The organism is Mycobacterium sp. 050272 (genome assembly GCF_039023525.1).
GTDB lineage: Bacteria > Actinomycetota > Actinomycetes > Mycobacteriales > Mycobacteriaceae > Mycobacterium.
On record NZ_JBCHKV010000003.1, the window covers coordinates 310,286 to 336,126 of the forward strand.

Genomic DNA, 25,841 nt, shown 5'->3' on the forward strand with positions numbered 1-25,841 from the left:
GTGACGGCGACTACGGGGGAGTTGACGTTCGAGTCCACCTCGCGCTTCGCGGAGGTGGACGTGGACGGGCCGCTGAAGCTGCACTACCACGAGGCGGGCCAAGGCAACGAGCAGACGATCGTGCTGCTGCACGGCGGCGGTCCGGGCGCGGCGAGCTGGACGAACTTCTCGCGCAACATCCCGGTGCTGGCGCAGCGGTTTCACGTGCTGGCCGTCGACCAGCCCGGCTACGGCCACTCCGACAAACGCGCCGAACACGGTCAGTTCAACCACTACGCGGCCCGCGCGCTCAAGGGTCTTTTCGACCAGTTGGGCCTGGGACGTGTTCCGCTGGTAGGCAATTCGCTGGGCGGTGGCACCGCCGTCCGGTTCGCGCTGGATTACCCGGACAAGGCTGGACGCCTGGTGTTGATGGGCCCCGGCGGGGTGAGCGTAAACCTGTTCGCCCCCGACCCGACCGAAGGCGTCAAGCGGCTGGGCAAGTTCTCCGCCGAGCCCACCCGGGAGAACCTCGAGGCCTTTCTGCGGGTGATGGTCTACGACCAGAAACTGATCACCCCCGAATTGGTCGAGCAGCGGTTCGAGTTGGCCAGTACGCCCGAATCGCTGACGGCGACGCGGGCGATGGGAATGTCCTTCGCCGGAGCCGATTTCGAGCTCGGCATGATGTGGCGCGAAGTGCACAAGCTGCGCCAGCCGGTGCTGCTGATCTGGGGCCGCGAGGACCGGGTCAACCCACTGGACGGCGCACTGGTCGCACTCAAGACCATCCCGCGTGCACAGCTACACGTTTTCGGGCAATGTGGGCACTGGGCACAGGTGGAGAAGTTCGACGAGTTCAACAAGCTCACCATCGATTTCCTGGGAGGTGCGTGATGAGCATCCGCTCGCTGGGCTACCTGCGCATCGAGGCCACCGACATGGCGGCCTGGCGCGAATACGGGCTCAAGGTCCTCGGCATGGTCGAGGGCAAGGGCGCCACCGAAGGCGCGCTGTATCTGCGGATGGATGATTTCCCGGCCCGGCTGGTGATCGTGCCGGGCGAGCAGGACCGGCTGATCGAAGCCGGCTGGGAATGCGCGAATGCCGCAGGGCTGCAAGAGATCCGGAATCGTCTCGACGTCGAGGGCACGCCTTACAAGGAGGCCACCGCCGCCGAGCTGGCGGATCGGCGCGTGGACGAGATGATCCGGTTCTCCGACCCGTCGGGTAACTGCCTGGAGGTCTTCCACGGCGCCGCCCTCGAGCACCGCCGGGTGGTCAGTCCGTACGGGCACAAGTTCGTCACCGAGGATCAGGGCCTGGGGCATGTGGTCTTGACCACCCGGGACGACGAAGAGACATTGCACTTCTACCGCGACGTGCTGGACTTCAAGCTGCGTGACTCGATGCGGTTGCCGCCGCAGGTGGTCGGACGGCCCGCCGACGGCCCGCCGGCCTGGCTGCGCTTCTTGGGCTGCAATCCCCGCCATCACAGCCTGGCCTTCATGCCGGGGCAGACTCCCAGCGGCATCGTGCACCTGATGGTCGAGGTGGAGAACTCCGACGACGTCGGGCTCTGCCTGGACCGGGCGCTGCGCAAGAAGGTGCCGATGTCGGCGACGCTGGGCCGCCACGTCAACGACCTGATGCTGTCCTTCTATATGAAGACGCCCAGCGGATTCGATGTCGAATTCGGTTGTGAGGGAAGGCAAGTCGAAGACAACGATTGGATCGCCCGGGAGAGCACCGCGATCAGCCTGTGGGGCCACGACTTCAGCGTCGGCTTCAAGGGTTAACCGTGGTCGCGCCGATCGACCCGCGCACGTTCCGCAACGTGCTGGGTCAGTTCTGCACCGGGATCACGATCATCACCACTGTGCACGACGACGTTCCAATCGGCTTCGCATGCCAGTCCTTCGCGGCGCTCTCACTGGACCCGCCGCTGGTGCTGTTCTGCCCGACCAAGGTGTCGAGATCGTGGCAGGCCATCGAGGCCAGCGGCCGGTTCTGCGTCAACATGCTGACCGAGAGCCAGAAGCACGTCTCGGCCCGGTTCGGATCCAAAGAGCCCGACAAGTTCGCCGGAATCGACTGGCACGCATCAGCACTCGGCTCACCGATCATCGACGGATCGCTTGCCCACATCGACTGCACGGTGGCTTCCGTGCACGACGGCGGCGATCACTTCGTGGTGTTCGGCGCCGTGCAGTCGCTGTCGGAGGCGCCGAAGATCAAGCCGCGGCCGCTGCTGTTCTATCGGGGCGAGTACACCGGGATCGAACCGGACAAGACGACGCCCGCTCAGTGGCGCGACGACCTGGAAGCTTTCCTCACCACGACGACGCAGGACACCTGGCTCTAGCGTGTCGGCGCTCAGCCGTGGGTGCCCCGGTAGGTTTCCTGTCGGACTGCCTCCGGGCTGGTTCGCAGATCGTCGCCCGCTGACGACCAGGCCGCGCTGCGGTCTGAGGTGAGTTCGTCGGTCTCGTCTGCCTGCTTAGCCTGCTTTGCGGTCTTGGGGTCGATGCTGTCGGCGCGGTCGAATTGTTCCTGCAGTTGTTCGCGCGATGTCGCCGCGTCGTTCTGATGTTGGGCGGCCCGCTCCTGCAGCCGGGCGGCTTCGGCCGCCTTCACTTCGGCCTCGGCCTGCGCCGCACGTGCCTTCGCGGCGGTCTCCTGAGCGAGTGCTTCTCGGCGTTCGACCTTGGCCGACTCGACCCTGGCCTGCTCGCGGATCGCCTCGGCCTGCCGCTGACGGTGACGTGTTCGGCTCTTGCTGATCACCACGACCAGAGCGGCAATCAACAAGACTGCTACTACGGCTATCACAATCCACATCGTGTTTGTGCTCATCCTGGGCTCCGTTTTCCAAGGTGGGTGTTGTTGGCGCTGCGGCCCTTGGACGAGTCCCCATCTTGCACACAAATAAAACAACGAACCGTGGCGACGGTTTTGTGGGTAAGTGGTTTCGATGCCGCCGTCTTGGGGCATCTCAGAGAGCATCGCGGTGATGGGTTCCCGGTGGCCCGTTGAGGGGGCGGGCCACCGGGCCGATCCGAATTAACGGATCCCCATATTCGACATATATCAAACAACAGCAATAAACGCTGCTTTAGTACACGCGGCCGGACAGTGGCTGACTACATGAAGTCCAGGGCCTCGACGGTCGCGATCGGGCCCTCATGCGTCGGCCGGTTCGCGCCACCGATCACATAGACCGTGTTGCCCACCGTGGCGACCACCTCGGCATGCCGCGGGGTCGGCATCGGCGGCAACGTACTCCACTTCCCTTCGGAGATGTCGTACATCTCGACGACGTTGAGCACCATGGTGGGCTCTTCGCCGCCGACCGCCAGAATCCGGCCGTCGATATACGTTGCGCCGTAGCTGCCCCGCGGCGTCGGCATACCCACCAGCTTGGTCCATTGCCCGGATTGCGGGTCGAACCGCTCGAGGGCCGCGGAGTTCTTGTCCGAGGACAGGAATCGTCCGCCGACCGTGTACACGTAGGTGTCATCGGAGACCGCGGCGAGGTGTTCGCGCGGGGTAGGCATGTCGGCGGCGTCCTTCCACGAGCTGCCGTCGAACACTTCGGTCTGGGGGACTAACTGCTTGGCGTTCTGCCCGCCGACGGCGACGAGTTTGTCACCCACCACCGCGGCGGCCGGCGCCGCGCGGGCGTGCGTCAGCGGTGGCAATTCCACCCAATTGCCGCCACGCAAGGCGAATACCTTATTGGAGCCGTCGGCGATGTTGTCGCTCGCGCCACCGAGGATGACCACCTCACCGCGGTAGGTCGCCGCGGCCGCGTGGTGCAACGGGATGGGCAGCGGCGGGCCCGTTTCCCAGGCTCCGGTCTTCGGGTCGAAACTCTCGACCGTCTGCAGCGCAGTGCCGTTGCGCAGCCCGCCCATGATCCAGATCTTGCCGTTGAGCACCGCCCACGCCATCATCAGCCGCGCAGTCGGTGCGTCCGGCAGCGAGCGCCATTGCGCGGCCGGCTGGATCTTTCGGGCCGGTAGCTTCAGCACTTCGGCCGTCGATATCGACTGGTTGTCGCCGATTACGCTGGATCCGCCGATGGCGTACACGGACTTCTCGACCGCCGCCGCCGCCATGCCGTGCCGGGCGGTCGCCATGTCCGGCAAGCCGGACCAGGTTTTCGACATCAGATCGAACACCGACACGCTCTTGAGAACTTGCCCTCCGGAGATACCGCCGACAGCCACCAGTCGTCCGTCGGCGATGGCAACACCGAGATCGCTGCGCGCCTGGGGAAGTGCGGGCAGAGTCGTCCACGTCTTCGCAACCGGGTCGTACGCCTCGACATTCACCTGGTCGGAGTCCCCGGTGGTGCCGCCTACCGTGTAGACGAGCCTTCCGTCTGAAGCCGCGGCCAATAACTGTCGCGGCGTGGGAATCGGCGCGCCCAGGGTCCAGGAGTTGCCGTCGAAGACCTCGGTGGTGGTCAGCAGCGCGCCGCTGGAGTCGACACCGCCCGTGACGACAAGGCGGTCTCCGACCACGGCGGCTGCTGCCGCCGCGCGGGGCTGCAACAGATGTGGTAACTCCACCCAGCGACTGTTGACGACTCGCCAAACCTGGTCGGTCGCAACGTTTTTGCCTCCAACGGTCTTCCAGCCGCCGAGCACCACCGGATTGCCCTGCCAGTTGACCGCCATCGCGTGCTGAACGGGGACGGGCAGATCGTCACCGCCTTTCCAGCTGTCGATGACGGGGTCGTAGCCCTCTTGTAGTGCTGTGACGGCGCCGTCGTTGCGAATCCCGCCGAAGACCCAGATCGTTCCGTCGACCTGCGTCGTCGCGGCCGCAGCGCGGGACACGCGAGCGTTGGTGATCGGCTTCCACACCATCGGCGCCTGCGTCGTCGGCTTGCCCGCGGCCGGCTCCTGCTTCTTGTTATCGGGTGTCAGGAAGAACAGACCGCCGATGACGAGCAATACGACGACGACGAGCGCGCCTGCGACCAGCCCGATACGGTTGCGCTGCTTGCCCGGCTCGCTGAACCACTCCCGCACCTTGACCAGGATCGGCTTGCGCCAGGACGGCGGGACCGAACCGGATGACGCAGGTTGTCCGGGACCACTCGGTGGCATGCCGGGTCCGCCGCCGCCCGGCGCCGAAGCACCAAGCAATGCTTGGGTTTCCGCGGCGGAGGCGCCCCTGAGGATGCTCGCCGCTTGGGTGAACTCGGACCGACTGGGAGCGGGGGGGTGCAGGCGCGGGGACGCGCCCCCGATGACGTCACCCGGTGGCCGGGCGGAGCCCGGGTCCGCAGCCGGGGGGACCGAGCCGGGAACGGTCGACGTCGTACCGTCCGGCGCCGACGCGATGGCGCCGGTCGAGGCGATCGACGTCTCCGGCCCGCCGCCGGGCGGCTTGTTCAGCGGCCGCTCCGATTCGGTTGCGGTGCTGGTGATCGCCATCGAATCGGGCCGCAATCCACTGAGCTTCTGCGCGGCCTGCAATTCGCGGCCGAACTCCGCTGCGGACGCCGGCCGTTGAGCCGGATCGATCGCCATCGCATGCTCGATCGCCGCGCAGACGGCTTCCGGGATTCCTTCCGGGCGCATGTCGGGAATCCGTGTCGTACTGATGCGCAGATATTGTGCGACGAGGTCCTCGTCGTTCTTGCGTTCATGCGCGGCCGCGCCGGCGATCAGCGCATAGATCGTGGCGCCCAGCGAGTAGAGGTCGGAGGCCACGGTGGCCGGCTTACCGGTCATGACTTCCGGCGCGGTGTAGTCGATTGTGCCCGAGAAGAACCCGGTCGCAGTTTCGTAACCACCCTCGATGTGGGCGATCCCGAAGTCGCTCAGCAGGGGCTCGCCGTAGTCGCTGACAAGCACGTTAGCGGGCTTGATGTCACGGTGTAAGGTGCCGCTTCGGTGCGCGGTTTCGAGTGCGCCGCAAAGCTTTACGGCGATTCGCAGTGCCTCGGGCCAGGCGGTCGGCCCTTCGCGGCGCAGCCGGACCGCCAGGGAATCCGCGGACATGTACGGCATCACGATGTAGGGCCGGCCGCTGTCGGTCACCCCGACGCGCAGAATGTTGACGATGTTCGGATGCCCCGAGAGTCCGCCCATCGCATAGCCTTCACGCAGAAAACGCTCCCGGCTTTCCTCGTCGATATGCGACGGCAACACCTTGATCGCGACGTTGCGGCCCAGCGCTGTCTCGTAGGCGCAATAGATGACTCCTGCGCCGCCCCTGGCGACTTGGCGTGCGTCCTCGAACCCGGCGTCGGACAGTTCCGCGATGATGCCGCTGGGCGGCGCTGCGTCTTTGGGGGACCCATCGCCCATATTCTTAGCGCTCAACTTCCCCGCGATTTTCGAATTCGCGAGCTCAAGAGTATCCCTAGGTGCCTGTTCGGGGACATGGTTCGGGCATGATCAATCGGCGGAAATCCGGCAGGGCCCCCTGTGTGGCGTGGCCGAACTCGGCAGACATCCAGCAAAGGCGTCCTGAACAGCCGTACTAGTTGAAATCGAGGGCCTCGACGGTCGCGACGGGACCCTCATGCGAGGGGCGGTTCGCACCCCCGATGACGTAGACGGTGTTGCCGACGGTGGCCACCACCTCGGCGTGGCGCGGGGTCGGCATCGGCGGCAGCGTCGTCCACTTCCCGGTGGCGATGTCGTACATCTCGCCGACATTGAGCACCCTCGACGGCTCTTCCCCACCGAGCGCGACGATGCGGCCGTCGATGTAGGCGGCACCGTAGCTGCCGCGCGGTGTGGGCATACCCACCAACTTCGCCCACGTTCCCGACGCGAGGTCGAACCTCTCCAGTGCCCCGGAGTTCTGGTCGGGGGAAAGCGACCTGCCGCCGAGCGCATAGACGTACGCGCCGTCTGATACCGCGGCCAGGTGTTCGCGCGGGGTCGGCAGGTCGGCGGCGTCCTTCCACGAAGTGCCGTCGAAGATCTCGGTTTGCGGGACGAGCTGCTTGCCGTTCTGCCCGCCGACCACCACCAGTTTGTCTCCGACGACCGCCGCGGCCGGCGCCGCCCGGCCATGCCGCAGCGACGGCAGCTCGACCCAGTTGCCGCCGCGCAGCGCGAACACCTTGTTCGATCCGTCGGCGATGTTGTCGCCTGTGCCGCCCAGGACGACGACCTCGCCGCGGTAGGCCGTCGCCGCCGCGTGGTGTAGCGCGATCGGCAACGCAGGCCCGGGCTCCCAGATTCCGGTGCGTGGCTCGTAGCTCTCAACCGTTTGCAGCGCAACGCCGTTGCGCAGCCCACCGAGGACCCAGATCTTGTCGTTGAGCACGGCCGAGGCCATCATCAGTCGCGGAGTCGGAGCGTCCGGTAGCGAACGCCACGGCGGCGCCGGCTGGGTCTTTCGGGGCGGCAGCTTGATCATCTCGGCCGACGTGATTGCCTGCTGGTCCCCGATCGCCGTCGATCCGCCGATGGCATAGACCGACCGCTCCACCGAGGCGGCCGCCATGCCGTGTCGTGCGGTCGCCATATCCGGTAGACCGGACCACGTTCTGGTCGTCAGATCGTAGATGGAAACGCTCTTGAGGACCTGGCCCGACGAGATGCCGCCAAGGGCGACCAGGCTTCCGTCCGCGACCGTTGCGCCGAGCTCGCTGCGGGCTTTTGGCAACGCGGGCAACGACGTCCACGCTTTCATGCCGATGTCATATGCCTCGACGGTGGCCAAGTCGGCGCCGTTCGTTCCGCCAACCGCATACACCAGCTTTCCGTCCGAGGCGGCGGCCAGCATCTGCCGGGGTGTGGGCAGTGGCGCACCCAGCGTCCACGCGTTGCCGTCGAACACTTCGGTGGTGTTCAACAGAGCGCCGTTCGCATCGACACCGCCTGTGACGACGATGCGGTCGCCCGCCGCCGCCGCCGCGGCCGCCGCCCTGGGCTGTAGCAGGTGTGGCAACTCGACCCAGTGACCGTTGACTAACCGCCAAACTTGATCGGCTGCAACGTTTTTGCCCTCAGCTGTGGTCCAGCCGCCCAGCACCACCGGATTGCCTTGCCAGGTGACTGCCATCGCGTGCGAAACCGCGACGGGCAGATCGTCGCCGCGTTTCCATTCGTCGATGGCCGGGTCGTAGCCCTCGTGCCGGGCGGTAACGGTACCGTCGCTTCGAATTCCGCCGAAAACCCAAATGGTGCCGTCGACTTGTGTCGTCGCCACCGCATAGCGGGCGACCCGCGCATCCGAGATCGGCGTCCACTGCACGGCCTGTTGTGCGGGGTGCGCCGCGGGTTGTTGTGCATTCGAAGCGGTCGTGTGGTTATCCGCGCCGGACGGCATTGTGGCGTAGACGATCCCGGCGACCAGCACAACGACCATGACGGCCGCGCCGGCGGCTAATCCGATGCGGCTGCGCTTCCTTCCCGGCTCCGAGAACCACCCCGCCGCTCGCGACCGCGGCGGGGGCTTTGCGCCGGGCGGTCCGGCGGGGCCGGACGCATCGTCTTCCGGAGGGGCCCCGTCATCACCGTCTTGGTGCGCCTGCGCAATCTCCGGCTGCACCTCGGCGTCGTAGACGGCGCGCAAGACCGGGGCCGCATCCGAAAACTCGCGCTGGATCACGGATTCCCGGACCAGGGTGGCCGGGGCTGTGGACGGTACCTGCGCGCCGTCGTCGCTGGAAGGGGACCTTTCCAATTGCGAGATCTCAACGGCCGCCGCACGTATCGACTGGCGACCGGAGTCAGTGATTGCCATCGCGTCGGCGGGCAGGCCGTTGCTGCGTTGGGCAGCCTGGAACTCGCGGCCCAATTCCGCCGCGGACGAGGGCCGGTCTGCGGGGTCCACCGCCATCGCGCTTTCGATTGCCGCGCAGACCGCGTCGGGGACTCCGTTGGCGCGCAAATCGGGGACCGAGGTGGTGCTGATACGCAGGTACTGAGCGACGAGGTCTTCGCTCGCCAGGCGCTCGTAGGGGGCGGTTCCGGCGATCAGCGTGTAAATCGTTGCGCCGAGCGAATATACGTCGGAGACCACCGTCGCAGGATTGCCCGCCAACGACTCCGGCGGCGTGTAGTCGATTGTGCCGGAGAAGAACCCGCTCGTGGTTTCATACCCGCCCTGGATGTGAGCGATCCCGAAGTCGGCCAATTGCGGTTCGCCGTAATCGCTGACGAGCACGTTCGCGGGCTTGATGTCACGGTGCAAAATCCCGGTCCGGTGGGCGGTTTCCAGGGCGCCACTCAACTTCACCCCGATACGCATGGCCTCCGGCCACGGAATTCGACCCTCGCGGCGCAGCCGTACCGCCAGGGAATCCTCAGCGCAGTAAGGCATCACGATGTAAGGCTGGCCACTCGAAGTGATGCCGACGCGCAAGATGTTCAAGATGTTCGGGTGCCCCGAGAGCCCACCCATCGCATAGCCCTCACGCAGAAAGCGTTCCCGGCTCTCCTCGTCGAAACTCGCCGGCATCACTTTGATTGCGACCTTGCGGCCCAACGCCGTCTCGTGACAGCGGTAGACCACCCCGGCGCCGCCCTTGCCGACCTGGCGGGCGTTGTCGAATCCGGCGGCGGCCAACTCCTCCGGGATGCCCTTGACTGCCGATGCCGGGCCTTCGGTCTTGGGTGCATCAGCCACGGGCGCCCAACCTCCTGCGTAGGTGTGACTCGCGTGCTCAAGCGTAACTAAAAGCGACCTCGCCCGCGCTTTGAGCGGGACGGACTCGGCAAGGTATGAACGTGCTCCAAACACCTTCTGTCGCCTTGGGTTTCCTGTGGGTTAACCCTCAGTCAGAATGGAGTCATGACACTCGATCTGACTGCGTACTTCGACCGCATCAGTTACGGCGGTGCCGTCGAGCCGACCCTCGAGGTGCTGCAGGCTCTGATGACCGGTCACACCCAGACCATCCCGTTCGAGAATCTCGATCCGATGATGGGCGTGCCGGTCGACGACCTCGGTCCGGACGCCCTGATCGACAAGTTGGTGCGCCGGCGCCGCGGTGGCTATTGCTACGAGCACAACGGGCTGTTGGGTTACGTGCTGGCCAAAATCGGCTTTCGGGTACGGCGGTTGACCGGGCGGGTGATCTGGATGCTGGCGCCCGACGCTGCGGTGCCGGCGCAGACCCACACCGTGTTGGCCGTGACGTTTCCCGGTTCGCAGGGGTCCTATCTCGTCGACGTCGGTTTCGGCGGCCAGACCCTGACGTCTCCGATTCGCTTCGAAATCGGCAACGTCCAACAGACCACACACGAGCCCTACCGGCTGCAGGACCGCGGCGACGGCCTGGTGCTACAGGCGGAACTACGCGGCGAATGGCAATCGCTGTACGAATTCACCACCCACACTCGGCCGCAGATCGATCTGCGGATGGGCAGCTGGTACGTCTCGACAAACCCGGCCTCGCACTTCGTGACCGGCCTGATGGCTGCCCGGGTGAGCGGCGACACCCGGATCAATCTGTCCGGACGTAACCTGGCCATCCACCGCGACGGTGGGACCGAAAAAATCGTTCTCGACGATGCCGCCGCGGTGGTCGACGCCCTGACTGACCGGTTCGGCATCAATATCGACGACGTCGGCGAGCGCGGCCGGCTCGAAGCGCGCATCGCCAATATCGTCGGCAATTGAGGACGAAATCTCCGACGCGTGCCGGGTTTGCAAGAATCGTTTCGCCGGTTGTCGCGGCGACCTAAAAGCGCCTGCCCAAAATGGACGCCCGGCAAATGAATCCCGACGCCCCCGGGCCGTGCCACCAGGCCATGAGCAGTGGCAAAAGCGCCGATAGTGGCCCGATCGTGATCTCCGCCATATCGAACCGGTTCGGCGAATAGCACACGCGCCTATTAATCTGTCCTACCGTGAGTCGGGATCTTTGTTTGGATGACGTTGTGGCCACCTCGGACGATGCGGAACGATTCGCGTCCCGCGAGCTCGCAATCGTCGTGCCCGAAGGCCTGACGCTGACGTCGTACTTCGACAAAAACCGTGCCGAGCACGGGGACAGCCCGGCCTACCGTTTTCTTGATTACTCGCACGAACCAGACGGGCGGCCCGTGGTGCTCAGCTGGAACCAGCTATGGGTGCGGGTGTGCTCGATCGGCGCCCGGCTGCAGCAGGTCACCAAGCCGGGGGATCGGGTGGCGATCCTCGCGCCGCAGGGCCTCGACTACGTCGCGGCGTTCTTCGGGAGCGTCTATGCAGGCAATATCGCCGTGCCGCTGTTCGCGCCGACCATGTCCGGGCATGCCGAGCGGCTGGCCGCGGTGCTGGAAGATGCCCGCCCCGCCGCGGTATTGACCACGACCGCCGTCGCCGAGTCGGTTCGCACGTTCATCCGAACGCTGGCGCCGAACGAGCGCCCGCGGATGATCGCGGTCGACGCGCTGCCGGAGACCCTTGGCTCGATGTTCACCGGCGCAGACCTGCACACCGACGACGTCGCCTACTTGCAGTACACCTCGGGTTCGACCCGGTCACCGGCCGGGGTGGAGATCACCCACCGCTCCGTCTACACCAATGCGATGCAGATGGTCATGTCCGGCGGGCTGGACGTGGATGTGCGCACGGTGAGTTGGCTACCCCTGTATCACGACATGGGGCTGATGATGATCATGTTCACGGCGTTCTTCGGGGCGCACGTCACGATCATGGATCCGATGGCGTTCCTTCGCCGGCCCTACCGCTGGATCAAGCAGTTGGGCATCGAGTCAGCCTACGGCCGCACCTTCGCGGCGGCGCCGAACTTTGCCTTCGAACTGACGTCCGAGCGTGGATTGCCGCCGGCGGGCGAAACTCTCGACCTCAGCAACGTCGTGTGCATCCTCAACGGGTCCGAGCCCGTCACGATGTCGGCCATCGAGAAGTTCACCAACGCGTTTGCTCCGTACGGGCTGCCCGCGAACGCGGTCAAGCCGTCCTACGGGATGGCGGAGGCGACACTCTCGGTGGCCAGCATCTCGCAGGAGGCCGCGGCGAGCGTGATCTACCTCGATCGCGAACAGCTCGGCGCCGGGCGCGCGGTGATCGTCGCACCCGACGATCCCAACGCGGTCGCTCAGGTGTCCTGCGGGCAGCCGATCCCCGATCAGTGGGCGGTGATCACCGACCCGGACGGCGCGGAGGTGCCCGACGGCACCGTAGGCGAAATCTGGTTGCGAGGCGTCAACATCGGTCGCGGCTACTTCGGACGCGAGGACGAAACCCGACGCGTGTTCGGCAACAAGCTGCAGTCCCGGCTCAGCAGTGGCAGCCATGCCGAGGGCGCCGCCGACAACGGCTGCTGGTTGGCCACCGGTGATCTCGGGGTCTACCTGGACGGCGAGCTGTACCTGACCGGCCGGATCAAGGACTTGATCATCATCGACGGCCGCAACCATTACCCGTTCGACATCGAGACCACGGTCAGCGAGTCGTCGCCGGCCATCCGTACCGGTTATGTCGCCGCCTTCTCCGTTCCCGCCGACGCACTCGGATCCACCGATGGCGGCTCCGGCGAGCAGCTGGTGATCGTGGCGGAGCGAGCTGCCGGCGCGGGCCGTACCGACCTCAGTCAGATCGCAGACATTGTGCGGGCGGCGATTTCGCGCAACCACCAAGTCCGGATCGCCGACGTGCGGCTCGTCGCCGCCGGCACCATTCCCCGCACCACCAGCGGCAAACTTGCGCGCAATGCCGCCCGGGCCGAATACCTGGCCGGCAAGTTCAACCGCTGACCGACAGCCACGGCCCGATTCGGTGCAGGGCTTCCTCGATGTCGCTGGTGGGTCCGGCGAACGACAGCCGGACGAACCCGCTGCCACGCTCGGTGTCGAAGTCGATGCCGGGAGCAATCGCAACGCCGGTGTCGGCCAACAGTTTTGAACAGAATTCCAGCGAGTCTTCGGTGTAGTCCGAGACATCGGCGTAGACATAGAACGCGCCGTCGGTCGGAGCCAGCCGGTCGATACCGATTCCGCGCAGCCCGTCCAGCAGCAGTGCGCGGTTGACCGCGTAGTGGTTGAGGTTGCCTTCGGCTTCGGCGGTTGCCTGCGGCGTGAACGCGGCGACCGCGGCGAGTTGCGACAGCACCGGCGGGCAGATGGTGAAGTTGCCGGTCAGGCAGTCCACCGCGCGACGCAGCTCGGGCGGCACCAGAAGCCAGCCCAGCCGCCAGCCGGTCATCGCGTAATACTTGGAAAAGCTGTTTACCACCAAGGCATTTCGTGAGGTCTGCCAGGCGCTGCTGGTTTGCGGGGCACCTTGGTAGACCAGTCCGTGATAGACCTCATCGCTGATCAGCCGGACGCCGGAGGAGTCGCACCACGATGCGATCGCCGCCAGCTCTTCGGCTGGTATCACGGTGCCGGTGGGATTGGCCGGACTGGCCACGATGACACCGCGCACCGGAGGGTCGAGTTCGGCGAGCATCTGTGCGGTAGGCTGGAATCGGGTCTGGGGGCCGCACGGGATCTCCACCACCTCACATCCCAACGCGGACAGGATGTTGCGGTAACACGGGTAGCCGGGGCTGGCCAGCGCGACCCGATCCCCGACATCGAAGCAGGCCAGAAATGCCAGCAGGAACCCGCCCGAGGATCCCGTGGTGACTACCACGGCGTCGGGCTCAACCGAGATGCCATGCAGACGTTGGTAATTCGCCGCGATAGCGGCGCGCAGCTCGGGAATGCCCAGGGCGACGGTGTAGCCCAGCTGGTTGGCTTGCACGGCCGCTGCCGCCGCGGCGCGGACCGGCTCCGGGGCGCCCACGCTGGGTTGGCCCGCCGAAAGGTTGACCAGATCGCCGTGGCTGCGCTGGCGCTCCGCGGCCGCCAGCCAGACATCCATCACATGGAAGGGCGGGATGCCGGCGCGCAGCGCGACGGAGGCGTTCACGACGTTTCGAGCACCTCAGATTCGAGTTGGCGCAGCACCTCTGGCGGCGAGTCGAGCAGCTGGGCGCTGCCGTGTGCGCGTTTGAAATATAAGTGCATGTCGTGCTCCCAGGTAATCGCGATGCCCCCGTGCAGCTGGATGCCCTCGCTCGTCACAGTACACAGCGCCTCGGTGGCAGCCAGCCGAGCCGTTGCGGCGTTGGTGGGGGTGGGGTCGTCGCACGCTTCGTTTACGACGGCCTTGGCCGCGGCGATCGCGACATACAGATCGGCCATCCGATGCTTGAGTGCCTGGAAGCTGCCGATCGGCCTGCCGAATTGCACTCGGTTCTTGGCGTATTCGACGGTCAGTTCCAGGCAGCGTTCGGCGGCGCCGATCTGCTCGGCCGCCAGCAGGATGGCCGCGGTGTCGGCCAGGCCCGGGTCGGGGCCCAGCGCTACGGCGTCTTCGGGCTGGACTCGGGCCAGCCGCCGGGTGGGGTCCATCGCGGTAATGGGCTGCACGCTGAACCGGGTCCACCGGCTCAGTTCTCCGTCGGCCGCGGCGACCACAACGTCGGCGACGTCGCCGTTGACGACGTAATCGGCGTCGAACACCAGTGCCCCGATCGAGTCGCCCGCGGCCAGGGCTTCCAGCGTCTGGACATCCGGCTCGGGTGCGGCCAGCAGTGCGAGCTCCGCCAGCGTGGTGCCCAGCAACGGGGAGGGCACCAAGGCGCGGCCAAGCTCCTGCAAAACCGTTGCGGCATCGGCCAACTCGCCACCGGCCCCGCCCAGCTCCTCGGGTATCACCAGCGCCGCGGCACCGACCTGCTCGCACAGCAGCTGCCACAGCGATTCGTCATAGCCGTGCTCGGATTCGATCGCGGTCCGCACTGCCGCGGGGTTGGCGTGCTTGGTGACCAGCGCAGCGACGGTCTCGCGCAGCAGTTCCCGTTCTTCACTCATGGCGCCGCTCCTCCTCATCGCTTCGCTCTGCATCGTCGACGGCGCGACTCACAATGCCTCCAACACTCGGCGCCGGTGCGCCTGCGGTGTGCCCCAGGCCGACCGCAGCGCTTGCACCTTCAGCAGCCAGAGCGACAGGTCGTACTCCTGGGTGAAGCCGATCGCGCCGTGGGTCTGCAACGCCGACCGAGCGGCCAACAGGCCGGCATCGGACGCCGCGGCTTTCGCCGCGCTCACATCACGGGGCTCCAACGACAAGGCCGCGCCGTAGACGAGCGGGCGCGCCAGTTCGATCGCTATGTGCACGTCGGCCAGCTTGTGCTTGATCGCCTGATAAGAGCCGATCACCCGGCCGAACTGCGCGCGCTGCTTGGCGTACTCGACGGTGGCATCCAGCAGAGCCTCGGCAGCCCCGACCAACTGCGCCGCGGTGGCCAGTGCGCCGAATTCAAAGGCGCGCTCGATATCTGCTTGCCAGGGCGCACCGGTAGCCGCCACGTCATACAGGCGCCGGCTGGGGTCCACGGACCGGTGGCATCCACCCGCGGCCGCTTCGCTGACGCCGTCGCCGGTGGCCAGTAGCACCAGCCCGGCAGCTTGAGCGTCCACCGCGCGCGGGGCGTGCGGCGGCAGCGCGACGGTGGCGATCAGTTCACCGCAGGACAACTCGGCGCTGCGCTGGTCGTCAGCGAGCAAAATAGGTGCCACGGCGATGGATTCGGTGACCGGACCGGGCACACACCAGCGGCCGAGGCGTTCGAGCGCGACCACCAGATCCACCGGGTGGGCGTCGAGGCCGTCGTATTTCTCCGGCACTATCAGTGCGGTGACGCCGAGGTCGGCCAGCTGCTCCCACACCTTGCGGCCAGGCGCGACGTCGCCGTCGGACCACGCGCGCAGCGCGCCGGGCAGGTCCGCCGCACCCAATGCCGCGTCGATGCTGGCCGCGAAGTCGCGCTGCTGTTCGTCGAGCGCAAATTTCACTTCTTGCCTCCGGAGGATTCGCGCGGCAGGCCCAGCAGCCGCTCGGAGATGATATTGCGCTGAATTTCGTTGGTACCGGCATAGATTGGGCCGCCCAGCGCGAACAGCAAGCCATCGGTCCACGGCCCGGCCAGCTCCCCGTCGGCGCCCCGGATGTCCAGCGCGGTTTGGTGAATCGCCACGTCGAGGTCGGACCAGAACACTTTGGTCACCGAGGACTCGGCACCCAGCTCACCGCCGGCGCCCAGCCGGGTCACGGTGCCGAACGTCTGCAACCGGTAGGCCTGCGCCTTGATCCAGGCGTCGGCGACCCGATCGACGAATTCGGTGGGGGAGCCGTTGTCTTTCCACAGCTGCACCAGCCGCTGCGCGGCCGCCAGGAAGCGGGCCGGGCTGCGCAGCGACATGCCGCGCTCGTTGCTGGACGTGCTCATGGCCGCGCGCCAGCCGTCATTCGGGGTGCCAATGACATCCTCGTCGGGCACGAAGACGTCGTCGAGGAAGATCTCACCGAATCCGGTGTCCCCGCCCAGCTGGACGATGGGCCGCACGGTCACGCCCTTGGCCTTCAGGTCGAACATGAAGTAGGTCAACCCGTTATGCCGCTGCGCCGAGGGATCGGAACGGAACAGACCGAAGCCCATCTCGGCGAACGGCGCCCGCGAGCTCCAGATCTTCTGGCCGTTCAACAGCCAGCCGCCTTCGGTCCTGGTGGCGGTGGAGCGCAACGACGCCAGGTCGCTGCCGGATTCGGGCTCCGACCACGCCTGCGCCCAGATCTGTTCGCCACTGGCCATTTTCGGCAGGATGCGGTCCAACTGCTCTTCGGTGCCATGTGCGAACAACGTCGGCGCCAGCATTGAGATGCCGTTGGCGCTGGCCCGACCCGGTGCTCCGGCGCGGAAGTACTCCTCCTCGTAGACCACCCAATGCAACAGCGACGCGTCTCGGCCGCCGTACTTCTCCGGCCAGTTGATGACCGACAGGCCGGCGTCGTACAGCACCTTGTCCCAATGACGATGCTGGGCAAAGCCTTCCGCGTTGTCATACGACTCCGTCGGGATCGACTCGGCATTGGCCGAGAGGAAGTCCCGCACCTCGGCCGCAAAGGCCAGCGTCTCTTCGTCTAGTTCCAGATCCAATTCAGGCCAACTCTCGCAATTGTGGTTTGAGCACCTTGCCGCCGGCATTGCGCGGCAATTCGTCGACGAACCGCACCGACCGCGGTGCCTTGAAGTTCGCCAAATGTTCTCGGGTGTAAGCGATTACTGACTGCTCGTCGAGGTTCGCGCCGGGCCGGGTCACCAGGAATGCCCGGCCGACCTCGCCCAGGCGCTCGTCGGGAACCCCGATCACCGCGACGTCGGCCACCCCATCCATGCGAGCGAGCACCTGTTCGATCTCGGCGGGATAGACGTTGAATCCGCCGCAGATGTACATGTCCTTGAGGCGGTCGGTGATGCGCAGGTTGCCGTTCGTGTCGAGGACGCCGATGTCACCGGTGTGCAGCCAGCCGTCGGTGTCGATGGCCGCGGCGGTGGCCTCCGGGTCGTCGAGGTAGCCCAGCATCACATTCGGCCCGCGCAACAGCACCTCGCCGGATTCGCCGGGAGTTGCCGCATCGATGCGTAATTCGAAGCCGGCGAAGGGGCGACCACAGGTCGTCGCGACCGTCACCGCGTCGTCGTCGGCACGGCAGCTGGTGCCCATGCCGTTGGCCTCAGTCAGGCCGTAGGCGGTCAGCACAATGTCGATATCGAGCTCGGACTGCATGCGTTCCACCAACACAACCGGAACGGTGGCGGCCCCGGTGACGGCGAACCGCAGCGAACTCAGGTCGTAGTCGCCGCGGGCCGGGTGATCGAGCAGCGTTTGGTAAATCGTTGGCGGCCCGGGTAATACGGTGATGCGGTGCTGCTCGATCGCCTGCAGTGCGCGCAGCGGATCGAATGTCAGATGCGGGATCAACGTCGCCCCGGTTTGCAGGCACGCCAGGATGCCGGCCTTGTAACCGAAGTTGTGGAAAAACGGGTTGATGCACAGATAGCGGTCGCTGCTGGTGATCTTGCCGTTGGCTGCCCACGACGCCGACGCCGACAGCGATTGCCGGTGTGCGCACAACACACCTTTGCTGCGGCCGGTGGTTCCGGAGGTGAACAGGATGTCGCTGAGGTCGTCGGGCACGACCGCGGCGGCCCGGGCGATCACCGCGTCGGTGTCGGTGCCCTCCTCGATGAATTCGTTCCAGGTTCCGGCCCCTGTCTCCGGGACGTCGATCGGAATCCGGACGATGTGGCGCAACGCGGGCAGTGCGGCGCGGTCGAGGTCGCCGACCCGATCGTTGCCGAGGAATTGCCCCATTCCGAACAGCACCGGTGCACCTGTGCGCGCCAGGATGTCGCTGGCCTCGGCGGCGGTGTAGCGGGTGTTCAACGGCACCAGCGCGGCGCCGGCGTGGTGAATCGCCAGACAGGCGACCACCCAATGCCACGTGTTCGGCGACCACACGGCCACCCGATCGCCGTGCTTGACACCCAGCGCGATCAGCGCCGCGGCCGCGCGGTGCACCTCGTCGCGCAGTTCGGTCGCGGTGAAGGACCTGTCCTCGGTGATCAGTGCAGCCTGGTCGGGGAATCGGTCGACGAAACGATCCAACGCCGCGGGCACAGTGCGCGGATCGCCAGTCATGGGGATACTCCTAACAAAGCAAGTGCTTGGTAGGTTAGCCTACAGGGCATGCAGGACGTCGAGGAGTTCCGGGCGGAGGTCCGCGGTTGGCTCGCCGACAATCTGGTCGGTGAATTCGCAGCGCTCAAGGGCCTTGGTGGTCCAGGGCGCGAGCACGAAGCATTCGAAGAGCGTCGGGCATGGAATCAGCATCTCGCCGCGGCGGGACTGACCTGTCTGGGGTGGCCCGAAGAGCACGGCGGCCGGGGGCTCTCGACCGCGCACCGGGTGGCCTTCTACGAGGAGTACGCCAAGGCCGATGCTCCGGACAAGGTGAACCACTTCGGCGAGGAGCTGCTCGGTCCCACGCTGATCGCGTTTGGCACGCCCGAGCAGCAGCAGCGTTTCCTGCCGCGAATTCTCGACGTGACCGAGCTGTGGTGCCAGGCGTATTCGGAGCCGGGCGCCGGCAGCGACCTGGCCAACGTTGCGACCACCGCCGAGCTCGACGGTGACGAGTGGGTGATCAACGGCCAAAAGGTGTGGACATCGCTGGCGCACTGGGCGCAGTGGTGCTTCGTGGTCGCGCGCACCGAGAAGGGTTCCAAGCGGCATGCCGGGCTGTCGTATCTGCTGGTGCCGCTGGACCAGCCGGGCGTGGAAATACGCCCGATCATCCAGTTGACCGGTGATTCGGAATTCAACGAGGTTTTCTTCGACGATGCCCGCACCGAGGCTCAACTGGTGGTGGGCGACCCGGGCGACGGTTGGCGGGTCGCGATGGGAACGCTGACCTTCGAGCGCGGGGTATCGACGCTGGGACAGCAGATCCGTTATGCCCGTGAGCTTTCCAACCTGGCCGGTGTTGCGCAGCGCAACGGTGCCGCCGACGATCCGTTCATCCGGCAGCGGCTGACCCGGGCCTGGACCGGTTTGCGGGCGATGCGCAGCTACGCGCTGGCCACCATGGATGTCGAGCAGCCCGGCCAGGACAATGTGTCGAAGTTGCTGTGGGCCAACTGGCATCGCGATCTGGGCGAGCTGGCGATGGACATCGTCGGCAAACCCGGCCTGGCCCTGGCGGACGGCGAGTTCGACGAGTGGCAGCGGCTGTTCCTGTTCAGCCGCGCCGACACCATTTACGGCGGATCCAACGAGATTCAGCGCAACATCATCGCCGAGCGAGTGCTCGGCCTACCCCGGGAGGTCAAGGGATGAGTTTGGCCGAAGCGCCGAAAGAGATTGCCGGACACGGACTCTTGACCGGAAAGGTCGTCGTCGTGACGGCGGCCGCGGGCACCGGCATCGGCTCGGCGACCGCCCGCCGGGCCCTGGCCGAGGGCGCCGACGTGGTGATCTCCGACCACCACGAGCGACGGCTGGGCGAGGCCGCCGAGGAATTGTCGGCGCTGGGTCAGGGTCGAGTCGAGCATGTGGTGTGCGACGTGACGTCGACGGCTCAGGTCGATGCGCTGATCGACTCGGCCACCGCGCGGATGGGGCGCATCGACGTGCTGGTCAACAATGCCGGCCTGGGCGGGCAGACGCCGGTGGCCGACATGACCGACGACGAATGGGACCGTGTTCTGGACGTCACCCTGACCTCGGTGTTCCGCGCCACCCGGGCCGCGCTGCGGTACTTCCGCGACGCGCCACATGGCGGCGTCATCGTCAACAACGCCAGTGTTCTGGGCTGGCGGGCGCAACACTCGCAGTCACACTATGCGGCCGCAAAGGCGGGCGTGATGGCGCTAACCCGTTGCAGCGCAATCGAAGCCGCCGAATACGACGTCCGGATCAATGCGGTGTCGCCCAGCATCGCGCGGCACAAGTTCCTGGACAAGACGACCTCATCCGACCTGCTTGACCGGCTGTCAGCCGGTGAGGCGTTCGGGCGGGCCGCCGAGCCGTGGGAAGTCGCGGCCACGATCGCGTTCTTGGCCAGCGACTACTCGAGCTACCTCACCGGCGAGGTCATCTCGGTTTCCAGTCAGCACCCGTGATCCCGGGTAGCCAAGCAAGCGCTTGGTTGATATCCTGACCGGGTGGACCGAGTGACCGGTCAGGCGAACAGCCGGCGAGACGAGCTCCTGGAGCTCGCCGCCACCATGTTCGCCGAGCGGGGTCTGCGCGCCACGACCGTGCGCGATATCGCCGACGGTGCGGGCATCTTGTCCGGCAGCCTCTATCACCACTTCTCCTCCAAAGAGGAGATGGTCGACGAGCTGTTGCGCAGCTTCCTGGACTGGCTGTTCGCCCGCTACCAAGAAATCGTCGACAGCGAAACCAATCCGCTGGAGCGGCTCAAGGGCCTTTTCATGGCCTCGTTCGAGGCGATCGAGCATCGGCACGCGCAAGTCGTCATCTACCAGGACGAAGCCCAGCGGCTGCTGTCGCAGCCCCGTTTCTCCTACATCGAGGACATGAATCGGCAACAACGCAAGATGTGGGTCGAGTTGCTGAATCAGGGCGTCGACGAGGGCTACTTCCAGCCCGACCTCGACGTCGACCTTGTCTACCGATTTATCCGTGACACCACCTGGGTGTCGGTGCGCTGGTATCAACCCGGCGGACCGCTCACCGCGGAACAGGTGGGCCAGCAATATCTCGCCATCGTGCTTGGCGGGATCACTAACGAAGGAGTCTGAAGTGGCTGAGGCGTACGTCATCGACGCTGTGCGTACCGCGGTCGGCAAGCGCAACGGCGCGCTGGCCGGGATCCATCCCGTCGACCTGGGTGCTTACGCGTGGCGCGGGCTGCTCGACCGGGTGGATGTCGATCCCGCCGCCGTCGACGATGTGATCGCCGGCTGTGTCGACGCCATCGGCGGACAGGCCGGCAACATCGCGCGGCTCTCGTGGCTGGCCGCCGGCTACCCCGAAGAGGTCCCCGGCGTCACCGTGGACCGGCAGTGCGGCTCCAGCCAGCAGGCAGTTTCCTTTGGCGCACAAGCGATCATGGCCGGTACGGCCGATCTCATCGTGGCCGGCGGCATGCAGAACATGAGCTGGATCCCGATCTCGTCGGCCATGACGGTCGGCGAGCAGTTCGGCTTCACCTCGCCGACCAATGAGTCCAAGCAGTGGCTGCACCGCTACGGCGACCAGGAGATCTCCCAGTTCCGCGGCGCGGAGATGATCGCCGAGAAGTGGAACCTGTCGCGCGAGGAGATGGAGCAGTACTCGCTGACCAGCCACGAGCGCGCATTCGCGGCCATTCGCAGCGGCCACTTCGACAACGAGATCATCACTGTCGAAACCGAATCCGGGCCGTTCCGGGTCGACGAGGGCCCGCGCGAGTCGTCGCTGGAGAAGATGGCCGGACTCAAGACGCTGGTCGACGGCGGCCGGTTGACGGCGGCGATGGCCAGCCAGATCTCCGACGGCGCGAGCGCGGTGTTGCTGGCTTCCGAGCAGGCGGTCAAGGACCACAAGCTGAAGCCGCGCGCCCGCATCCACCACATCAGCGCCCGCGCGGCCGATCCGGTGTTCATGCTGACCGGCCCCATTCCGGCCACCCGCTACGCGCTGGAGAAGACCGGGCTCTCGATCAGCGACATCGACACGGTCGAGATCAACGAGGCCTTCGCGCCGGTGGTGATGGCGTGGCTCAAGGAGGCCAAGGCCGATCCGGAAAAGGTTAACCCCAACGGCGGCGCGATCGCCCTCGGACACCCGCTGGGCGCAACTGGCGCAAAGCTTTTCACCACCATGCTCAACGAACTCGAACGCATCGGCGGCCGTTACGGTCTGCAGACCATGTGCGAGGGCGGCGGCACCGCCAACGTCACGATCATCGAGCGGCTGTAGGTCACTGCCGTCTGCTTGTCGCCGAGTGTGAACTCACTGCGAGTTCTCGGCTCATTTCTCGCAGCAGCTTCACATTCGGCGTTGCGGCCTACTCCGCGATCAGCCCGGACGCGGTTTGCAGGTGCTTGATCGCGTCGCGCACGATCGACTCGATCAGCTCGGCGCACGACGGTAAGTCTTCGAGAATGCCGGCGACCTGTCCGGAGGCCAGCACCCCGGCTTCGGTGTTGCCCTCAACGAGGCCGGCTTTCAACAACATTGGAGTGTTGGCCGCCATCACCACCTGCGCCAGGGTCATTTCCTTACCATGACGCATCGCCATGCCGTCCTGGATCATCGACTTCCAGGTCATCCCGGACATGTGCTTGAACTTCGCGGCATTACGCACCGCGGCGGTCAAACCCCTTATCGGCGTGCCGTTTTCCAGCTTCTCGACCAGCCCGGTGCGCAGCACCCGGTGCGGCATGCCGTCCACACGCGTGGTGACCACGGTGCCGTCCAGCGCCGACTCCAGGTAGCGGCGCTTCACCGCGTCGGGCACGGTGGAATCCGACGTGAGCAGAAACCGGGTGCCCATCGCCACGCCGGCCGCACCGTAGGACAACGCCGCAGCAAGCCCGCGCCCGTCGAAGAAGCCGCCCGCCGCGATGACCGGGATGCCGGTGCCCTGCACGGCGTCCAGCACCGACGGCAGCAGCAGCGTGGTCGCGACCGGCCCGGTGTGCCCGCCGCCCTCGCCGCCCTGCACGATCATCGCGTCGGCACCCCAGCTCGCGACCTTGCGCGCGTGCTTGGCCGCGCCGATCGACGGGATCACTACCGCCCCGGCCTCTTTCAGGCGGGCGATCAGTTCCTGCTTGGGCGCCAGCGCGAACGACGCCACCTTCACGCCCTCGCGGATCATCAGCTCAACCCGGTCGCCGGCGTCCGCCGCATCGGCGCGCATGTTCACACCGAACGGCTTGTCGGTGGCGGCCTTGACCTTGCCGATGGCCGTCGCCAACTCGTCCAGTGTCATCGTGGCCGACGCCAAGATGCCGAGCCCGCCGGCATTGGCGGTGGCCGCCACCAACCGTGCGCCGGCCACCCAGCCCATGCCGGTTTGCACCACCGGGTGCTCGACGCCGACCAGTTCGGTCAGCGGCGTGCGCAACTTCATGAACGTATCTCTCGGTCGCGCAATGCTTTCGGGTCGATTTTCTCGCGGATCAGGCGCAGTTCCTCCTCGGTCGGCAGGCGCGTTTCCGCGGCGCCGTCGAGGCCATCGATCTCGAACGACGTGTTCTCCCGGACCTCGTCGGCCGAAACACCCGGATGCAGCGACACCGCCCGCATGCTGCGGTCCGGCCCGCCGAAGTCGAACACGCCGAGGTTCGACACCACCCGATAGGTGTTGGCGAATCGGAATGCCGGATTGTCGGCGTCCACGTTGTCCCAGCCGATTCCGCAGACGATGTCGACCTTCTCGCAGAACACTCGCTTGGAGTGGTTGCCGACCCAGTAACTGGTCGCGTGGTTGATGGCATTGCCGGGCGCGCCGCGCACACCGAACATCTGGCGCTTGGGCTGTTGCAGGGGCCCGAACGCCGAGATGTTCTGATTGCCAAAGCGGTCAACCTGATTCGCTCCCATTACCACGTGGCGCCTGCCCCAGGCCAGGGTCTCGAAGACCCGGCTAAACGGCATCCATCCCTCGACGTCGCCGGAGGCGCCCAACGCGGGCGTATCGGCCAGCAGCTGTGCCTCGCCGTCGGTCAGCAGGATGTCGGGGGAGAACGTCAGCCGGGCCAACCGCGCCCCGACCGAAGCCATGTTTGTCATCGGACTGACCATGATCTCACCGGCATCCCTGAAAAGATCTGCGCAGGCGACCGCACACACTTCGGCTCGGGTGCTCACTTGGCTGCCTCCTCTGCGAAAGCCCGTACGGCTGACTGATATTCGGCTTCGCCACCCGACAAGTAGGTCGCCACGAACTGCTGCCAGCCCTCTTCGGTGGAGGCGGCCTCGGCGTAGTGCCGCTGGAATTTCTCGTCGCGGCCGTAATCCGGTGCGGCGGTAGTGAAGTGCGCACCGTTGGGTGCTTCGACGACGCCGTCGACCATCATCCGGTTCACCAGCAGCGCCTGCGGCGGCACCGCCTTGATCAGCTCCTGGGTGGACACCACCCGCTCCACCGACAGGTAGCGCTTGTCGGCGGCCATCAAGAACAGGTCGTCGAAGTAGGGGTCGATGCCGGTGTAGGCCGCATTGCCTCTGCTGTCACCGAGATTGAGGTGCACGAACGCCGCGTCCAAGCGCAGCGCCGGCATCGCCAGCAGCGTCTCGTACCCACCACCCGGTGCGGGATACGGGCTGGTCACCGTCTGCAGCTCGCCTTCCCAGAAGTCGAGCACCGAGCTGCCCAGTCCCGCGCGAATCGGCAAGAACGGCAACCGTTGTGCCGCGGCCTGCAGCCCGCAGCGCAGCATGCCTTCGTCCATTTCCCGGGCCTCGATCTGCCCGGCGCTGCGCGCTTTGGCGAACCACGGGTCGTAGAACGGCGGCGAGTCCAGGGAGACGAATCCGTAGTAGGCCCGCTTGACCTTGCCCGCGGCGCAAAGCAATCCAAGGTCGGGTCCGCCGTAGGTGACCACGGTCAGGTCCTTGACGTCGGTGCGCAGCATGGCGCGCACGAATGCCATCGGCTTGCGCCGCGACCCCCAGCCGCCGATGCCGATGGTCATGCCGCTGCGCAGCCCGGCAACAGCTTCGTCGAGAGTGGTTCTCTTGTCGCTCAAGACTTCTCACCCTTCGTCGTACCGGCGAACGCGTCGCGGTGCTCGTCGGACACCCCGGCGAGGTTGAGTTCGAACGTAAAGCCTTGTTCCATCCGGTAACTCGAGTTGACCCGCTGCACGTCGATCAAGTTCAGCGCCTCCTTGGCCGCGCGGATGACGCGGGTGTCTTTGGCGGCGATGTCGCGGGCGACTCGCAGAGCGGCCTCGTCGAGCTCGTCGCGGGGGACCACCTCGTGTACCGAGCCGAAGTGGTGCAGGGTTGCGGCGTCCACGGTGGCGGCGGTGAAGAACAACCGCCGCATCATGTGCTGCGGGACCAGTCGCGACAAGTGGGTGGCCGCACCCAGCGCACCGCGCTCCACCTCCGGCAACCCGAAGGTGGCGTCGTCGGAGGCCACGATGACATCGGCGTTGCCGACCAGGCCGATGCCGCCGCCGACGCAGAACCCATTCACCGCGGCGATCACCGGAACGGCGCATTCGTAAACCGCACGGAAGGCGTGGAAGCAGCCGCGGTTGGCATCGATGAGCGCGGTGAATCCCTCGGTGCGCTGCATCTCTTTGATGTCGACGCCGGCGTTGAACCCGCGGCCCTCGGCGCGCAGGATCACTGCGTGGGTCTCGGGGTTCGCGCCGGCGGCAGTGATTGCGTCGCCGAGTTCGAACCAGCCCCGCGATGGGATGGCGTTGACGGGTGGGTAGTTAACCGTGACCGCGACTATGCCCGGTTCTGTGCTGGTGGATGTAATGGTCAATTGGCACTTCCTCGTGAAATTGAGGCCGACTACCTAAGCAAGCACTTGCTTGGTACGCTAGCACAGTG

General features: G+C 66.3%; 21 protein-coding genes. 9 read left to right on the forward strand and 12 right to left on the reverse strand.

The annotated features are described in order from the left end of the window. The 3 genes from hsaD to hsaB are packed head-to-tail and all read left to right on the forward strand — an operon-like array spanning position 1 to position 2,344. Complete coding sequence (hsaD, locus tag AAHS21_RS09220; RefSeq protein ID WP_342927365.1) at positions 1 to 876, forward strand: 4,5:9,10-diseco-3-hydroxy-5,9,17-trioxoandrosta-1(10),2-diene-4-oate hydrolase; 876 nt, start codon at positions 1 to 3, stop codon at positions 874 to 876. Continuing rightward, entirely contained in the window at positions 876 to 1,778 is a 903-nt protein-coding gene (hsaC, locus tag AAHS21_RS09225; RefSeq protein ID WP_342927366.1) for an iron-dependent extradiol dioxygenase HsaC, read from the forward strand. Before hsaD ends, hsaC begins: the two co-directional genes overlap by 1 nt. Positions 1,779 to 1,780: 2 nt before the next feature. Further along, positions 1,781 to 2,344, forward strand: a complete 564-nt coding sequence (gene hsaB / locus AAHS21_RS09230; RefSeq protein WP_342927367.1) for a 3-hydroxy-9,10-secoandrosta-1,3,5(10)-triene-9,17-dione monooxygenase reductase subunit — start codon at positions 1,781 to 1,783, stop codon at positions 2,342 to 2,344. A gap of 11 nt (positions 2,345 to 2,355) precedes the next feature. Here hsaB and AAHS21_RS09235 read toward each other — a convergent pair whose 3' ends face one another. The 3 genes from AAHS21_RS09235 to AAHS21_RS09245 all read right to left on the reverse strand — a co-directional run bounded on the left by AAHS21_RS09235 (position 2,356) and on the right by AAHS21_RS09245 (position 9,591). Beyond that, entirely contained in the window at positions 2,356 to 2,835 is a 480-nt protein-coding gene (locus AAHS21_RS09235) for a hypothetical protein (RefSeq protein WP_342927368.1), read from the reverse strand. A gap of 287 nt (positions 2,836 to 3,122) precedes the next feature. Then, complete coding sequence (locus AAHS21_RS09240) at positions 3,123 to 6,308, reverse strand: kelch repeat-containing protein (protein WP_342927369.1); 3,186 nt, start codon at positions 6,306 to 6,308, stop codon at positions 3,123 to 3,125. A 175-nt stretch (positions 6,309 to 6,483) separates the two neighbouring features. Further along, on the reverse strand, positions 6,484 to 9,591 hold the full coding sequence (locus AAHS21_RS09245) for a kelch repeat-containing protein (RefSeq protein WP_342927370.1): 3,108 nt from the start codon (positions 9,589 to 9,591) through the stop codon (positions 6,484 to 6,486). A gap of 165 nt (positions 9,592 to 9,756) precedes the next feature. Here AAHS21_RS09245 and AAHS21_RS09250 point away from each other — a divergent pair, with 165 nt between their 5' ends. Continuing rightward, positions 9,757 to 10,587 carry an arylamine N-acetyltransferase gene (locus tag AAHS21_RS09250; RefSeq protein ID WP_342927371.1) on the forward strand — a complete coding sequence of 277 codons (831 nt, stop codon included), beginning with the start codon at positions 9,757 to 9,759 and terminating at the stop codon, positions 10,585 to 10,587. Positions 10,588 to 10,847: 260 nt separating this feature from the next. Beyond that, complete coding sequence (locus AAHS21_RS09255) at positions 10,848 to 12,671, forward strand: fatty acyl-AMP ligase (RefSeq protein WP_342927372.1); 1,824 nt, start codon at positions 10,848 to 10,850, stop codon at positions 12,669 to 12,671. On the opposite strand, the gene AAHS21_RS09260 is transcribed toward AAHS21_RS09255, so the two are convergent. The 5 genes from AAHS21_RS09260 to fadD3 are packed head-to-tail and all read right to left on the reverse strand — an operon-like array spanning position 12,661 to position 18,449. Then, entirely contained in the window at positions 12,661 to 13,830 is a 1,170-nt protein-coding gene (locus tag AAHS21_RS09260) for a pyridoxal phosphate-dependent aminotransferase (protein WP_342927373.1), read from the reverse strand. The two genes, AAHS21_RS09255 and AAHS21_RS09260, sit on opposite strands and share 11 nt — an antisense overlap. Beyond that, positions 13,827 to 14,777 carry an acyl-CoA dehydrogenase family protein gene (locus AAHS21_RS09265; protein WP_342927374.1) on the reverse strand — a complete coding sequence of 317 codons (951 nt, stop codon included), beginning with the start codon at positions 14,775 to 14,777 and terminating at the stop codon, positions 13,827 to 13,829. Before AAHS21_RS09265 ends, AAHS21_RS09260 begins: the two co-directional genes overlap by 4 nt. A 48-nt stretch (positions 14,778 to 14,825) precedes the next feature. After that, positions 14,826 to 15,761 (reverse strand): acyl-CoA dehydrogenase family protein, encoded by a 936-nt coding sequence (locus AAHS21_RS09270; protein ID WP_342927375.1) that lies wholly within the window; start codon positions 15,759 to 15,761, stop codon positions 14,826 to 14,828. Continuing rightward, positions 15,758 to 16,903 (reverse strand): acyl-CoA dehydrogenase family protein, encoded by a 1,146-nt coding sequence (locus AAHS21_RS09275; protein WP_342927376.1) that lies wholly within the window; start codon positions 16,901 to 16,903, stop codon positions 15,758 to 15,760. The genes AAHS21_RS09270 and AAHS21_RS09275 overlap by 4 nt, the downstream gene beginning before the upstream one ends. Before the next feature lies 1 nt (position 16,904). Continuing rightward, positions 16,905 to 18,449 (reverse strand): 3-((3aS,4S,7aS)-7a-methyl-1,5-dioxo-octahydro-1H-inden-4-yl)propanoate--CoA ligase FadD3, encoded by a 1,545-nt coding sequence (fadD3, locus tag AAHS21_RS09280; RefSeq protein ID WP_342927377.1) that lies wholly within the window; start codon positions 18,447 to 18,449, stop codon positions 16,905 to 16,907. Positions 18,450 to 18,497: 48 nt separating this feature from the next. Between fadD3 and ipdE1 the strand changes: the two genes are divergently transcribed. The 4 genes from ipdE1 to fadA6 are packed head-to-tail and all read left to right on the forward strand — an operon-like array spanning position 18,498 to position 22,238. Further along, positions 18,498 to 19,646 carry an acyl-CoA dehydrogenase IpdE1 gene (gene ipdE1, locus AAHS21_RS09285; protein ID WP_342927378.1) on the forward strand — a complete coding sequence of 383 codons (1,149 nt, stop codon included), beginning with the start codon at positions 18,498 to 18,500 and terminating at the stop codon, positions 19,644 to 19,646. After that, a complete protein-coding gene (ipdF, locus tag AAHS21_RS09290; RefSeq protein ID WP_096290303.1) occupies positions 19,643 to 20,431 on the forward strand; it encodes a (5R,7aS)-5-hydroxy-7a-methyl-1-oxo-2,3,5,6,7,7a-hexahydro-1H-indene-carboxyl-CoA reductase in 789 nt (262 codons plus the stop codon). The genes ipdE1 and ipdF overlap by 4 nt, the downstream gene beginning before the upstream one ends. Positions 20,432 to 20,473: 42 nt before the next feature. Beyond that, entirely contained in the window at positions 20,474 to 21,076 is a 603-nt protein-coding gene (kstR2, locus tag AAHS21_RS09295) for a TetR family transcriptional regulator KstR2 (protein ID WP_342927379.1), read from the forward strand. 1 nt (position 21,077) lies between these two features. Then, the gene (gene fadA6 / locus AAHS21_RS09300) at positions 21,078 to 22,238 is read left to right on the forward strand and encodes a steroid 3-ketoacyl-CoA thiolase FadA6 (RefSeq protein ID WP_342927380.1); all 1,161 of its coding nucleotides are present in this window, start codon (positions 21,078 to 21,080) and stop codon (positions 22,236 to 22,238) included. Positions 22,239 to 22,326: 88 nt separating this feature from the next. On the opposite strand, the gene ipdC is transcribed toward fadA6, so the two are convergent. From ipdC to echA20, 4 genes are read right to left on the reverse strand one after another with little or no spacing between them, the layout of a single operon-like run. Beyond that, a complete protein-coding gene (gene ipdC, locus AAHS21_RS09305) occupies positions 22,327 to 23,397 on the reverse strand; it encodes a (3aS,4S,5R,7aS)-5-hydroxy-7a-methyl-1-oxo-octahydro-1H-indene-4-carboxyl-CoA dehydrogenase (RefSeq protein WP_342927381.1) in 1,071 nt (356 codons plus the stop codon). After that, a complete protein-coding gene (gene ipdB / locus AAHS21_RS09310; protein ID WP_342927382.1) occupies positions 23,394 to 24,137 on the reverse strand; it encodes a cholesterol ring-cleaving hydrolase subunit IpdB in 744 nt (247 codons plus the stop codon). Before ipdB ends, ipdC begins: the two co-directional genes overlap by 4 nt. Next, positions 24,134 to 25,018, reverse strand: a complete 885-nt coding sequence (gene ipdA / locus AAHS21_RS09315) for a cholesterol ring-cleaving hydrolase subunit IpdA (RefSeq protein ID WP_342927383.1) — start codon at positions 25,016 to 25,018, stop codon at positions 24,134 to 24,136. The genes ipdB and ipdA overlap by 4 nt, the downstream gene beginning before the upstream one ends. Beyond that, on the reverse strand, positions 25,015 to 25,773 hold the full coding sequence (gene echA20, locus AAHS21_RS09320) for a (7aS)-7a-methyl-1,5-dioxo-2,3,5,6,7,7a-hexahydro-1H-indene-carboxyl-CoA hydrolase (protein WP_342927384.1): 759 nt from the start codon (positions 25,771 to 25,773) through the stop codon (positions 25,015 to 25,017). The genes ipdA and echA20 overlap by 4 nt, the downstream gene beginning before the upstream one ends. Between the last annotated feature and the right edge of the window lie 68 nt (positions 25,774 to 25,841).